The sequence below is a fragment of the Pseudoalteromonas aurantia 208 genome (assembly GCF_014858725.1).
GTDB lineage: Bacteria > Pseudomonadota > Gammaproteobacteria > Enterobacterales > Alteromonadaceae > Pseudoalteromonas > Pseudoalteromonas aurantia.
Map to the genome: position 1 here is coordinate 301,675 of NZ_AQGV01000015.1, position 12,340 is coordinate 314,014.

Sequence of the window (12,340 nt, forward strand, 5' to 3'; positions counted from 1 at the left end):
ACTTTTTATCATATGATGAGTTGTAGACGTAGGTGGAAAAGGTCCGTTCATAAGCTGTCGGCTAGCCAGCCTTTTTAATCACGCTGCGTGAAACACACTCTCGGTTTGATTACGTTGCTCCATCCTATAGTATGATGTCTTGTTACCATTTTTTGTTGATTGAAGCGCCGAAGGCGAGTTTAGGTATGGTTTATACAGCCGCACATATCCTTGTATGCCAATAAGTGGGTTGAAGTATGCAATTTGGCGCAGCGCATAAACGTCAAAGGATTTCGTTATTTAATGAAAAATCAAGGGGCTAAAAGCAGCCCCTTCAGTTTGAATTAAAGTGAATAAATGTGTATTTCTCGGTTTTGTTGCTGCTCGGTAATTTCCCACACCTCGACTGCGCGAGTGGTACCGCCAGTGCTTTTACAAGTAAGTTCATTTACGAGCACGTTGACAACGGCGTCGTACTTGGCCTCACCGTTGACGGTGATCACATCACTGTAAAAACCGGTGTTATGGCGCTCTGTAAGCAATGTTGGGATTATACCTCTAAAAGATTTGGTGTGGCAGAAGCCATCGGGTTCGCCATTATCAATATTAAGCTGGGCTTGATAGACAACGCTGTCATAATAACCAGGACGAAAGCCATTGGAATCTATCCAGTTTGCAACCGTCAGTTGGCTTGTGAAGCTAATTTTTGGTGCCGGTGCTAATTTGTGTCTGAGCGTTTGGCTATTACCTTGTTCGTCCGTGCAATTGGCTTGTACATATTTTACTTTGTCTTCATGTCCTCGAGGGATTTTTCCCGATAGGGTTTTGTTGGTTACTGACAACGTTACGATCAATGTGTCGGTATTTTGGTCATACACGGCTGCGCTTTGACAAGGCATGGGGTTGGTATAATGTGGCGTGTATACACTTAAATCATACGTAGAGCTTGATTGCGTTACCATTGCCGAAATGGGGGCGTTGTTATAATAAGTGACGCGGCCCGCGCTACCGTCAGTATCATAAATGAGTTGCGATGCAGCAGCATTATCGTTTGTAATTGTCAGTGCAACGCCTGTTGCAATGATGAGCATTAATTTTTTCATAAGTATTCCTTTTTATAAATGAAGCGTGAATTAAATGTAAGTTAAGTGTTCGCTTATACAATACGGGGTAATTTAATTTATGAATAATGAATTTTTTGCGAATTGTCTTTTTATAACATAATAATTTTATTTATATTACGATGTTTATCACAGCGCTGTTTTTGTAAAAATAAACTGTGATGGTGTTAAAGAATATTTATCTAATTAATATTTAAATTTCACAACGCAGTATAGTTCGCGTCCTTGTTATTGAGTCAATAATGACTTTTAAATAATAATTAAGGAATTAACTATGTCAGATAATAATTGTGGTTGTGCACCAACAGAGTCATCAACTATTTTTAACCCTGAATTTTCAAATCTTAAAATGAAAGTTGTTGAATATACTGCTGCAGCGGGTGATACCTGCTTCGATAGTTCATCGGTAGTTACGTTAGCGGCCGGTACCTGTATTAATGCAGATGATGTACAACTGACAAAAGCGAAGTTAAGTGAAGTGGTTTCACCTGAGTATTTAGATGTGGTTAATGCACTATTAGCTGGTGTTGATTTTGCGACGACGCCAAATACTTATACAGTTGATATTGCAGGGGCGATGAGTCAAGTCGATCTTAAACTTTTGATTAAGGTTAACGCTTTGACTAACCTACAAGTTGTGACACCATAACCTATAAATACGTTTGGTAAATTGACGCGGTTAGGGGTTACCTAACCGCTTTTTATATTGCTCTAAACAGCTTCGGTTGGTGTTAAACAATCGACTAAATCGGATTTATGGCTCGGTATTTTGAATTTTCTCAATACGCTCATCAAAACTAGGATGTGTGCTTAACCAACTAGACTCATCTTGGTTTTCTGTTGCGAGTTTTTGAAACACGGCGCTCATAGCATTATGGTCACCATATTGGGCTATTAAATGCTCAGATGCATATTTATCTGCTTCCAATTCAGCCTGTTTGGAGTAACTTTGCGTTATACCAATAATGGTACCTTGCAGTAACACATCTGAAAGTGCGGTAACATCTCCCAATATGACACCTAAGCCAACAAATACGAGGGAAGAACTGACAATAGATTCCATCACATGATTGTGTTCAATATGACCAATTTCGTGTAATAAAATCGCGCTTAACTCTTGTTGATCAGCTGCCAACGCGACCATTGCATCGGTAATAATAATGGTGCCGTTTGCTAGCGCCATGGCATTGGCTTGATCTTCCCAATTGCGAAACTCAAGTGTATACACATGTTGGGCCTCGCGTTTATTGTCGATTAATTGTGAAAAGAGTGTGCTGATTTCTTGCTGTTTAAGCTCACTCAATTGGGTTTTTGAAAGTTCAGTATCATCGAGGGTAGTCAGGGTATGCTTATCGACGGCTTGATAAACGGGCTGAGGAATGGCGACGGCAATCTTTTGGGCCAAATAGGGAATCGCTTGGGTATAAAGCTGATAACTTGCAAACAAAACAACAAGCAGGGCGCTCATTGCGATCCATAGCCACTGCTTTTGTTTTTCTTTTCGTATCCTATGTTCTAGGTTGGAGTTCATTGATAACGTTTTCCATCACTTTAATATTGTGCTTTCTGATAATTGTTTGGCTACGAAAAAGCTGAGGTAATTCGATGACGATGACAAATAAAATAATAAAAAAGCCAATGCTCGATAGGGTCGCCAAGCCGATGAGCATAAGGGCCAAATTCATTATCCCTTTTAATGTTTTACCTAGATAGAAATGATGTAGCCCAGCCGCGAAAAAATAATTTAAGACGGCATAAGTATCGGGGTCTTTGACGAGCGTTTGTTCTAATTGATAGTAGCGTTTTCGGGCCTCTTGCGGTAACAATGAAACGGCTTGACGCAATGCTTCCTCTTGGTCTCTTAAACTCGAATCATCCATTTTTCTCTCCTAAGGTAGAGGGTCAGATTTAACATCAACACAGTCTGGGTCGTTACAACGTCGAATGCGATTTATTCCAAGCCGTAGGCCCTTTCGTAAGCCATATTTCTCAATTGCTTGATAAGTATAGGCAGAACATGACGGTGTGAAGTTACAAGATAAATTAAAGTGTGCTTTGGCGCCGCCATTGGCCTGATAAGCGGCAATGGCACGCAACACAAAGCGTTTAAGCACGTTTTCGGCCAAGCGTGAGAATAACAGCTTCACGGCTCCAAAATAGCAAAAAGCGTTTATTTTCTATGACTTGAAATACAAGCTGCCAGCCGTCTTGTGCTTCGCGATTAAGCGTGGCTTCTAGCTTCTTTAATGGTAAACCACTTGAGCCTAATAATAACGTACCACAGCCACCTTCAACGACATGGATCACTTTATATTCATCATATTGAGTCATAATACTTCCTTGATTTTATTAATTATACAGACGTATTTTATCGTTACAGAAATAAGGAAACAACCATTTTGTTTTTTCGCGATGGGAACTATTACCTCGTCGCTCTGAATGTGCTTTAGGGTCTATGCTGAGCGTGGTGTTCGAAAACGAACTTTGGGGTAAAGTCTACATGGATCCTGACCTGCGTCAGGAAGACAGGGGAGTCGCTAATGTTTTGTGGGAGTCTCTAATACCATATCTGCGTCATTAATATCTTGTCTGTGTCATGAATATTTGATCGGCATGATTAACACCTCGTCGCCCTGAACGTGTTTCAGGGTCCATGCTTGGTTAATGTGCACGGTTAAGCGCTTTGGAAATAAAGCAGATGTGGATCCTGACCTGCGTCAGGAAGACAGGGGAGTTGCAAGTATCTTATCAGTGTCATCAAAATGTTGTGTCATTGCTCCCTTGTCACCATGAACGTGTTTCAGGGTCCATGTTTGGCCAACGTAGAGGTAGAGACAAAGCCCTTATGTATCCAAAGCTGCGTTAGGAAGACAGGGAGTCGTTAATACCTCATTCTCGTAGTCAATATCTTGTGAGAGTCACTAATATCTGGTTGGCATGATTAACACCTCGTCGCCCTGAACGTGTTTCAGGGTCCATGCCTATTCAGCGTGCACGGTTAAGCGCTTTAAGAGCGAGAAAGTAATCACATGTGAACGTTGATTTATCACAATGCATAAATAGCCGCGTCTTAGTCATATTGAGTAATTCAGTGTGAGTAAATATCTATGCCTCTTGTATGTGTTGATGGAGCGGCCATAAAAATCACGGTTAATGGTGCACAACAATTAGTGAAAACCACGGATAACATCCCATCGGCGACAAAAAATAAACTATCGCAAGGAAAAAAGCCGGTATTAACGGAAGACGACGTCAAGCAGTGGCTGCAAAAGTTTCAATCAAATTATGATAATGCGGCATTTAAAGGCGGTATTGCGATGGGAAAAGTGATCTCAGGAAAACCAAATTTAACCGTTAAGGGAAAGTCAAAAACCGCATTGGTGACTAAAGATACCAAAATAATGGCGATGTTACAGGTATCTAAGCCAGCACAAAACCCACAGGGTGTGCCAGATCCGGTACCCGTGATCAATATCTCTATTGAGTTTACTGATGCCGCACAAACCAAGCTGACAATTGCATAGTCAAGTCTTCGCTAACGTATTTGTTACTTGGTTTAAGCAGAGTCGCCTTGAGCATGTTTCAGAGTCTATGCTTAGCGTGGTATTCGAAAACAAACTTAGGGGCAAAGTCTACATGGATCCTGACCTGCGTCAGGAAGGTAGGGGAGTCGTTAATGTGTTGTGGGAGTCGCTAATACCATATCTGCGTCATTAATATCTTATCGGCGTCATTAATATCTTGTCTGTGTAATGAATATTTGATCGACATGATTAATATTTCGTCGCCCTGAACGTGTTTCAGGGTCCATGCTTGACCAATGTATCTGGTTAAGCACTTTGGAGGTAAGTCTACATGGGTCCTGAGCTGCGTCAGGAAGACAGGGGGGTCATTAATGTTTTGTGGGAGTCTCTAATACCATATCTGCGTCATTAATATCTTGTCTGTGTCATGAATACTTGATCGGCATGATTAATATCTCGTCGTCCTGAACGTGTTTCAGGGTCCATGCTTGACCAATGTATCTGGTTAAGCACTTTGGAGATAAAGTAGATGTGGATCCTGACCTGCGTCAGGAAGACAGGGGAGTCGCTAATGTGTTGTGGGAGTCGCTAATATCTTATCGGCGTCATCAATATCTTGTCTGTGTAAGGAATATTTGATCGACATGATTAATACTTCGTCGCCCTGAACGTGTTTCAGGGTCCATGCTTGGCCAATGTATCTGGTTAAGCACTTTGGAGGCAAAGCAGATGTGGATCCTGACCTGCGTCAGGAAGACAGGGGAATCATTAATGTTTTGTGGGAGTCGCTAATACCATATCGGCATCATTAATATCTTCTCGGCGTCATCAATACTTTTTCTATGTAAGGCGCTCCTTGTGAGCGGCCTAACAGACTTCAACAATTTTAACAGCTGATTTTATCGTAAAGAGGAAGCAATATGGGATTTTTATCAACTCTATTCTCTACCAATACACAAGCCCCCATGGTTGCCATTGGCACATTATTAGATGAGCTTTTTACCAGTGATGAGGAAGCACTTAATCTGGCAATATTAAAGCAACGAGTCGCTCAGCAGCCTAATTTAGTACAAAGCACGGTTAATCAGGTGCAAGCCTCTCACCGCAGTTTGTTTGTTGCAGGGGCGCGGCCATTTTTAATGTGGGTGTGTGGCCTCGGGTTTTTATTTGCATTTGTGATAAACCCCATTTTGCAATGGATTTGGCCCGGTATCGGCACTCCGAGTTTGCCTTTAGATGCCATGCTAGAACTCACGCTCGCCATGCTAGGTTTAGCGGGGCTGCGTACTGTAGAGAAGTTAAAAGGCGTGGCGAAATAAGTGTGAAATGTTGCCAAATATCGACCAATTACCGTGTCACGTTTGTAGTCGCAATTAATTTAAAATTTAAATTCACAGCCATCGGTTGATGGCGTCTTCATTGTACAAAAAGATAAATACGTACACATCAGCTGGGACTGATGTGGCGGAGCCGTGGCAAAGGCTCACTGTCTTTTGGGGAACAAGTTTGGCCCACAGGTTAAGTTCCCAACCACGGCGCTTGTGGGTATGCCTTTAAAATAATCGAACTTGTTCCCCATCCCTTAAATTCTTGCCGACTCGGCGCTTAAGAATATGTTTATTCAACGAAAGGAAACATTATGTCTCAATACAAAACCCCTGACGTCTACGTTAGAGAAAAGTCGATTTTGCCTCCTTCAGTGGCGGAAGTCGCTACGGCAATCCCCGCGTTTATTGGCTATACCACAGCACAAGATCAAGAGGATTCAACGAAAGCTTTATTTGAAAATATGCCAGTGCGCATAAAAAGTATGGTTGAGTTTGAAGGTCATTTTGGAGGGCCGCATCAGGAAGGCTTTACCGTTATACCGAACTCTACGGGTGGCTTTGATATTTTTGAAAGTGACGACGATACAGATAATACTAATGATACAAACAACCCGTTAATTGCGGCTAAGTTCTTTTTGTATCAAGCAGTAAGCCACTTTTTTTCTAATGGGGGCGGCGCGTGTTACATCGTGAGCGTTGGTTTAGCTAAAAACGGGTTAATTGATGCGAAGGATAAGTTTGTCGCGGCAATCAATTTGTTAAATAAAGTCGATGAAGTTACGTTAATTTCTTCTCCAGAAAGCATAGGTTTAGATAAAGTAGATCATTATGAAGTGCAAAATACCGCATTAAAACATGCAGCAAAACGCATGGATCGATTTGGGTTGGTTGATGTGCAAATGCAAGGCCCGCAATCAGGCCGCTCCGAAAGCGAAAATGATGCTCAAGAATTGCGAGCAAACATTACGCAGGGCCTAAAGTATGGTGGTGCGTATTACCCATATCTGCAGACAAATATAGCGCGTAGTTATGCCGAAGAAAGTGTTAAAGTCCACTCTTCAGTACCTGTGGTTATCAATAATACCCCTAGCTATAGTTTAGAAGTCTTTTTAGGTGCTAAGGACTCTACTGCAATTATGTCAGTGATTGATGATAATTATACTTATACGTTAGGGGATGTCACTCACGTCGCCCATGTAGATCAAGTATATATCAAAGCAACAGCAGGCCAATATTATTCATTAAAAGGACTTTATGAAGTCGAATTTGATTCAACGAATAAACAATTTAAGAAGAAGGAAAGTGGCACTTATTTTGCTGCAGCCAATTTAATGTATGGAGAGCCTACAGGTGGTGTACACAAGCTCTCTGATTTAGGGGACCCAAATTATCCATTTGCTTCAGCTGAAGTGTATAACATGGTTAAATCTCGTCTCGCTAAAAATTATCTTGTACTTCCTCCGTCGCCGGCAGTAGCTGGTGCCATAGCGAAAACGGATAAGGAACGCGGAGTATGGAAGGCACCCGCTAATGTCGCATTGGCGCAGGTGTTGGCTCCGGTACTCGCCATTGACAACGACGATCAAAAAAATCTGAACGTTGATGCTACTTCCGGCAAATCAATTAACGCTATTCGTAGCTTTGTGGGTAAAGGCACTTTGGTTTGGGGCGCTCGTACGCTTGCAGGTAATGACAATGAATGGCGTTATGTATCTGTCCGTCGTTTGTTCAATACTGTCGAAGAGTCGATTCAAAAAGCCACGCACTTTGCGGTATTTGAGCCAAATACACCGTTTACCTGGCTAAAGCTTAAAACCATGATTGAAAGCTACCTCGAAAATCTGTGGCGAGCAGGCGCATTTTTTGGTGAAACTCCAGAGCAAGCATTCTTTGTCAATGTGGGTCTGGGCCAAACGATGACCGAAGATGATATTAACAATGGCATTATGAATATCGAAATCGGTCTAGCTGCGGTGCGACCAGCAGAGTTTATCGTCTTGACTTTCTCACATAAAAGCATAGAAGGCTAAGCCCTCTAACTCAATGATTGGGTGAGGTTATGCATTCAATCAATACACCCACTCAATCAATCTCATTTCTTATGGGCAGATGCTGCTCACACAATACAAATTTTGGAGTTTATATATGGCTACAGCAAGAACGGATATTGAAGCGGAGTATCCTATTCCAGTTTACCGCTTTGTGGTAAGTTTTGGCGAAGAGAGTATCCCGTTTTCAGAAGTTTCTGGGCTAGATATTGGTGTTGAAACAATTACTTATAAAGATGGTCATGGCAAAAAACACATGCCTGGCCAACCGACAGATGTGAATATTACCCTTAAGCGCGGCTTAGTACGTCAAAAAAGTCAATTTTACGATTGGATTTCGTCGATTAGCCTAAATTTGGTGGATAAAAAAGACATTACCATTTCATTGACGAATGAAGATCGCTCCCAACCGTTAGTAACGTGGAAAGTGATTAATGCCTTCCCTAAAAAGCTTACAGCGCCAAGCATTAATGGCGGCTCAAATGAAGCCAGTGTTGAGTCACTAGAAATGATGGCTGACGATATTAAAATCGAATTCCATTAATCATTACATTCTCCTTGTGTCAGGCACTTCGGTGCCTTTTTAGGACATATTATGATCCAAGATCTAGGCATTCCTTTAGTAGGGTATCGATTTGCAGCAGTGATCATGACTGCCGGCATTCCTAACCCTATAGATATATTCTTTAAAGAAATTAGTGGACTAAAGTCAGCTCGAGGCGTGGAGCGTAGCGGAAATCGCGTATCTATCGCCAATACAAAGCAAGCACGGACTTTGGTTCTTAAGCGTGGGGTATTGAAAGTACCAAGCACGGTACAAGAAGGTAATTTAGTGAATTTGAATTACTGGGATATGTACATGATGCGTAACGATATTCTAATTACGTTATTGAACGACAATAATTTGCCGCTCAAAGCATGGTTTGTACAACGGGCGTTTTTAGAAAGTTGGGAGTGGGACAGTCTGGACGCAACTCGGAATGATGTTCTGATTGAGTCTATGAGTTTTAGTTATAGCGACTTAAAGTCAGTATCGATCCCAATTCCCTAATGATGTGTGAATGCAAAGGAGAGAGCGTGGATATTAAATGTGATCAAATTCAAGTTAAAGCAAAGTTAAAGACACAAGAACCGACTTCGAGTTCAGCTTCTGCCGATGTGGATAATGGCGAAATTAATGAGGCATTAACACCGGATGAAAATTGTGAATGTGCCCCTGAGAATGAAACACTCAATGAAGATGATTTAGCCAGATGGTCAAGCAGTGTTGCTGTGGACCTTAAACGCTATGTTGATCTTAAATTTGCACAATTTGTAAGACAAAAGAGGCCATAGATAATATGAAAAATAATGGCATAACCGCGGATGGTTTACCGCTTTGTAAAATTACCTTCTATACAAAAGTTGAACGCGGAGCAGGTAATAAAATTGCTGAATTGACGCTCCCTTACGATTCTAATTCTTTGCAAAGTTCGTACAAAAATAATGTAACCAGTTCAAACGTTGTGGGGGCCGAAAGTGGTGCCAGTCAATATCAAAAGTCGGCACCATCTACTTTGAAAATGACTTTTTTATTGGATGACTCCGTTGTTGAAACACCCAATCAATTGCTTCAGCGTGTAATGGGTGACAATACGACTGAAACACATATAAAAACGTTATTGAAATATGGCACTGCGGTACAAGGGAAAACCCATGTGCCTGCGTTTGTGACAATTACCCCACTCAATATGGCACTTAATGCGGGCGCTGATGGCAGCTTTAGCGGTATGTTTTCCGAGGTAGAAGTCAAAAATGAGCTCGTTGATAGCAAAGGCCGCCGGGTGAAGGCCCAAGTGAGTTGTTGTTTGACGGAATGTTTATCAGAGAAAGAAATAAAATTAAAGTCAGGGAAAAGCTCACCAGATTTAACGCATATTTTTCAGCTTAAAGCAGGTGATAAGGTGTTGGTACAGGCGGCGCAGATCTACGGCTCTGCGCAATTTGTTCACCACGTTGCATCAGCAAATAATCTGGCATCAGTGCGACGGGCAGAGATCGGTCAGCAGATAACTTATCCCCCGTTGGAGCGATAGCATGGATATACGGTATACCATTACAGTGGCAGGTAATGCGGTATCTGAAAAAGTCGCCGTGCGAGAGATAAAAACGTGCATGGGAGTGAATCAAATTTCGCAACTGACGCTACTCATTGAAGATGGTGATATGGCGGCCGAGTCGTTTTTTACGACGGATGCTGATTTATTCAAAATGGGTAAGGAAATTGTTGTCAAAGCGGGGATTGCAGAGGCGCAACAGCAGATAATTTATATAGGCGTTATCACCGAACAATCGATTGGTTATGACCGTGCAACTTACCTTCAGGTGATTGCGCGTGGCGACGTTAATAAGCTTTGCCAAGCAAAGCTAAGTAAATTGTATGACCCAAAAACATCAGATACTGACATCATTACGGATTTGCTATCTGGAGCTGGGGCGAGCGCAGGTAAGATTGCTAAAAGTGAGATTAAACACCATCAATTTCTAATGATTGAGCAATCGCCGTGGGATATGTTGATGCATCGGGCTTTGGTGAATGGCTTTGTATTATGCGATGAAGGCAAAGCTGATGTTGTTGACCTTAAAAAACACCAACCAGGCACCCATACGTTTAATTTGGCAATGGATGGATGTATTGACTTTGAACTGTCTGTAGACACAAGCAGCCATTTAAAGAAAACACAATACACCGGTTGGGATATAAAAGAGCAAGCCTTGCTTGCGAATGCAGATCCTCTTGCGAGTAGTTATAAATATCCAAAACATGCAGATGCCGATGCCGCGTTTAGTTTGCCTGCTCAGTTATGCCATGCGCAAGCCCCCGTTGATAAAACTGAGCTTGCCGCGAGTGCGACAGCGGAGGTCAATTTTCGTTTGTTGGATATGTACCAAGGTCGCGTTCGCATTGATATGTCGAGTAAAAAAGCATTAAAAGGGGTGAAATTACTCGATGCGTTAACTGTATCTGGCGTTGGCAAGCTCAGTGCTGGAGAGTATTTAGTGGGGGAAATTCACCACCATATCAGTGACAGAGGCTGGTACTGTGAATATGTATTGGGTGTGCCATTAACACGAACACTTTGGTCACCATGGCAGACGTTACCTCCAGCAGCCCCTGTTATGGCAAAAGTGGCCGCTTTTCAAAAAGATGATGAAGCGTTACAACGCATTCCGGTGTTATTACCAACGGCAACCAACAAGAAGGTCGTTTGGGCGCGATTGTTAACGCCGTTTGCAGGCAAAGAGGAAGGCGTTTTCTTACCGCCAGACCTTGATACTGAAGTATTGGTGGACTTTATTGGAGGCGATGCACGTTATCCTGTGATTATTGGTGCATGTCATAACCCAAAAGTCATGCCGCCTTTTGCATATGATGACAAAAATGAACAGCGGGGCATCTTTTTTAAAGAACCAGCGTTGGCTGTTCAATTTACATTAAAAGAACCGCACTTACTGCTGAAAGGTAGCAAAGATCAAACAATTACCTTTGGGCAAAAGCAAGGCTATGCCCTTGCGCAAAAAGATATGGCCACGATAACAGCAAAAGACACGCTTAATTTGATGAGTAAAGATAAAGCGATGGTTGATTTAAGTAAAGATATTCACCTCAAAGCGGATGGCAATGCCACCATAGAAGCCAAAGCGACAGACGTTAAATAGTACATAAAGGAAAAATTCATGTCACAAAGTGCATTTTTAGGACAAGGCTGGGCGTTCCCTCCACGCTTTGCAACCTCCGAGTCAGGACCCGCTATAGCGTCAGGTGAAGTTCTATTGCAACAAGCCATCTATTTGGCGTTGCACACGCTCATCGGCGAACGTCCACTGTGGCCCGAAATGGGTTCTGGGTTGTCTAGTTTTACTTTTGCAGAAGCCGCAGAGCAAAGTTTAGCAGATCTAAAACAAGAGATAGCGACTGTATTACTTAATTATGAGCCAAGGATCACATTACAAGACATTGTATTTGATAGCTCAGCGTTATATGACGGCATACTCACTATTGAATTGCAGTATTTGATTCGCCAAACGAATAGTCGCAGTAATATGGTTTTTCCTTTTTATCTACTTGAGCAATCTGTATAGCTTCATTGATTGTTACTTGGGCTCAAAGAGTTCACGTTTTACACCTCTCGTTCAATGCGCAACGCTTTTGAACTGCATATTCAACATCGCTTCGTACGCTAAAGATGACGTTAACCTAATCGTACCGAATTTTTCGAGTTTATGCGCTGTATTCATTTCGTGGTTATTGCAAAACCAGCACCTTAGCTTGGATTTGTAGGCATTGCTTTAATTTTAGA

Annotated in this window: 15 protein-coding genes; 10 read left to right on the top strand and 5 right to left on the bottom strand. The window is 42.1% G+C overall.

Annotated features, from left to right (window positions below; translation table 11 throughout):
- Positions 1-323: 323 nt before the first annotated feature.
- Positions 324-1,082 (bottom strand): hypothetical protein, encoded by a 759-nt coding sequence (locus PAUR_RS19750; RefSeq protein WP_192509447.1) that lies wholly within the window; start codon positions 1,080-1,082, stop codon positions 324-326.
- A gap of 292 nt (positions 1,083-1,374) precedes the next feature.
- Here PAUR_RS19750 and PAUR_RS19755 point away from each other — a divergent pair, with 292 nt between their 5' ends.
- Entirely contained in the window at positions 1,375-1,749 is a 375-nt protein-coding gene (locus PAUR_RS19755; RefSeq protein ID WP_192509448.1) for a hypothetical protein, read from the top strand.
- Positions 1,750-1,854: 105 nt separating this feature from the next.
- On the opposite strand, the gene PAUR_RS19760 is transcribed toward PAUR_RS19755, so the two are convergent.
- From PAUR_RS19760 to PAUR_RS19775, 4 genes are read right to left on the bottom strand one after another with little or no spacing between them, the layout of a single operon-like run.
- A complete protein-coding gene (locus PAUR_RS19760; RefSeq protein WP_192509449.1) occupies positions 1,855-2,631 on the bottom strand; it encodes a M48 family metallopeptidase in 777 nt (258 codons plus the stop codon).
- The gene (locus tag PAUR_RS19765) at positions 2,609-2,980 is read right to left on the bottom strand and encodes a TM2 domain-containing protein (RefSeq protein WP_138597432.1); all 372 of its coding nucleotides are present in this window, start codon (positions 2,978-2,980) and stop codon (positions 2,609-2,611) included. Before PAUR_RS19765 ends, PAUR_RS19760 begins: the two co-directional genes overlap by 23 nt.
- Positions 2,981-2,989: 9 nt before the next feature.
- Positions 2,990-3,214 (bottom strand): membrane protein insertion efficiency factor YidD, encoded by a 225-nt coding sequence (gene yidD, locus PAUR_RS19770; RefSeq protein ID WP_138597431.1) that lies wholly within the window; start codon positions 3,212-3,214, stop codon positions 2,990-2,992.
- Complete coding sequence (locus PAUR_RS19775) at positions 3,207-3,431, bottom strand: DUF4177 domain-containing protein (RefSeq protein WP_119860791.1); 225 nt, start codon at positions 3,429-3,431, stop codon at positions 3,207-3,209. Before PAUR_RS19775 ends, yidD begins: the two co-directional genes overlap by 8 nt.
- Positions 3,432-4,207: 776 nt before the next feature.
- Between PAUR_RS19775 and PAUR_RS19780 the strand changes: the two genes are divergently transcribed.
- The 9 genes from PAUR_RS19780 (at position 4,208) to PAUR_RS19820 (ending at position 12,122) form a co-directional block, all read left to right on the top strand.
- Complete coding sequence (locus PAUR_RS19780) at positions 4,208-4,624, top strand: hypothetical protein (protein WP_192509450.1); 417 nt, start codon at positions 4,208-4,210, stop codon at positions 4,622-4,624.
- 920 nt (positions 4,625-5,544) lie between these two features.
- Entirely contained in the window at positions 5,545-5,943 is a 399-nt protein-coding gene (locus tag PAUR_RS19785; protein WP_192509451.1) for a 3TM-type holin, read from the top strand.
- A gap of 320 nt (positions 5,944-6,263) precedes the next feature.
- On the top strand, positions 6,264-7,982 hold the full coding sequence (locus tag PAUR_RS23665; protein ID WP_225738521.1) for a phage tail sheath family protein: 1,719 nt from the start codon (positions 6,264-6,266) through the stop codon (positions 7,980-7,982).
- A 115-nt stretch (positions 7,983-8,097) separates the two neighbouring features.
- Complete coding sequence (locus PAUR_RS19795) at positions 8,098-8,544, top strand: phage tail protein (RefSeq protein WP_192509452.1); 447 nt, start codon at positions 8,098-8,100, stop codon at positions 8,542-8,544.
- Between the two features lie 51 nt (positions 8,545-8,595).
- Entirely contained in the window at positions 8,596-9,051 is a 456-nt protein-coding gene (locus PAUR_RS19800) for a phage tail protein (RefSeq protein WP_192509453.1), read from the top strand.
- A 26-nt stretch (positions 9,052-9,077) separates the two neighbouring features.
- Positions 9,078-9,335, top strand: a complete 258-nt coding sequence (locus tag PAUR_RS19805; protein ID WP_192509454.1) for a hypothetical protein — start codon at positions 9,078-9,080, stop codon at positions 9,333-9,335.
- A 5-nt stretch (positions 9,336-9,340) separates the two neighbouring features.
- Positions 9,341-10,075 (top strand): CIS tube protein, encoded by a 735-nt coding sequence (locus PAUR_RS19810; protein ID WP_192509455.1) that lies wholly within the window; start codon positions 9,341-9,343, stop codon positions 10,073-10,075.
- A gap of 1 nt (position 10,076) precedes the next feature.
- Positions 10,077-11,699 carry a phage baseplate assembly protein V gene (locus PAUR_RS19815; RefSeq protein ID WP_192509456.1) on the top strand — a complete coding sequence of 541 codons (1,623 nt, stop codon included), beginning with the start codon at positions 10,077-10,079 and terminating at the stop codon, positions 11,697-11,699.
- Positions 11,700-11,717: 18 nt separating this feature from the next.
- Complete coding sequence (locus PAUR_RS19820) at positions 11,718-12,122, top strand: GPW/gp25 family protein (RefSeq protein ID WP_192509457.1); 405 nt, start codon at positions 11,718-11,720, stop codon at positions 12,120-12,122.
- The last annotated feature ends 218 nt before the right edge of the window (positions 12,123-12,340 follow it).

Bases quoted from the DNA above. Each gene is read 5' to 3' on its own strand.
- PAUR_RS19780 (WP_192509450.1), top strand. From the start codon at position 4,208: ATGCCTCTTGTATGTGTTGATGGAGCGGCCATAAAAATCACGGTTAAT.
- PAUR_RS19755 (WP_192509448.1), top strand. From the start codon at position 1,375: ATGTCAGATAATAATTGTGGTTGTGCACCAACAGAGTCATCAACTATT.
- PAUR_RS23665 (WP_225738521.1), top strand. From the start codon at position 6,264: ATGTCTCAATACAAAACCCCTGACGTCTACGTTAGAGAAAAGTCGATT.
- PAUR_RS19785 (WP_192509451.1), top strand. From the start codon at position 5,545: ATGGGATTTTTATCAACTCTATTCTCTACCAATACACAAGCCCCCATG.
- PAUR_RS19760 (WP_192509449.1), bottom strand. From the start codon at position 2,631: ATGAACTCCAACCTAGAACATAGGATACGAAAAGAAAAACAAAAGCAG.
- PAUR_RS19750 (WP_192509447.1), bottom strand. From the start codon at position 1,082: ATGAAAAAATTAATGCTCATCATTGCAACAGGCGTTGCACTGACAATT.
- PAUR_RS19795 (WP_192509452.1), top strand. From the start codon at position 8,098: ATGGCTACAGCAAGAACGGATATTGAAGCGGAGTATCCTATTCCAGTT.
- PAUR_RS19765 (WP_138597432.1), bottom strand. From the start codon at position 2,980: ATGGATGATTCGAGTTTAAGAGACCAAGAGGAAGCATTGCGTCAAGCC.
- PAUR_RS19820 (WP_192509457.1), top strand. From the start codon at position 11,718: ATGTCACAAAGTGCATTTTTAGGACAAGGCTGGGCGTTCCCTCCACGC.
- PAUR_RS19810 (WP_192509455.1), top strand. From the start codon at position 9,341: ATGAAAAATAATGGCATAACCGCGGATGGTTTACCGCTTTGTAAAATT.
- PAUR_RS19775 (WP_119860791.1), bottom strand. From the start codon at position 3,431: ATGACTCAATATGATGAATATAAAGTGATCCATGTCGTTGAAGGTGGC.
- PAUR_RS19800 (WP_192509453.1), top strand. From the start codon at position 8,596: ATGATCCAAGATCTAGGCATTCCTTTAGTAGGGTATCGATTTGCAGCA.
- PAUR_RS19815 (WP_192509456.1), top strand. From the start codon at position 10,077: ATGGATATACGGTATACCATTACAGTGGCAGGTAATGCGGTATCTGAA.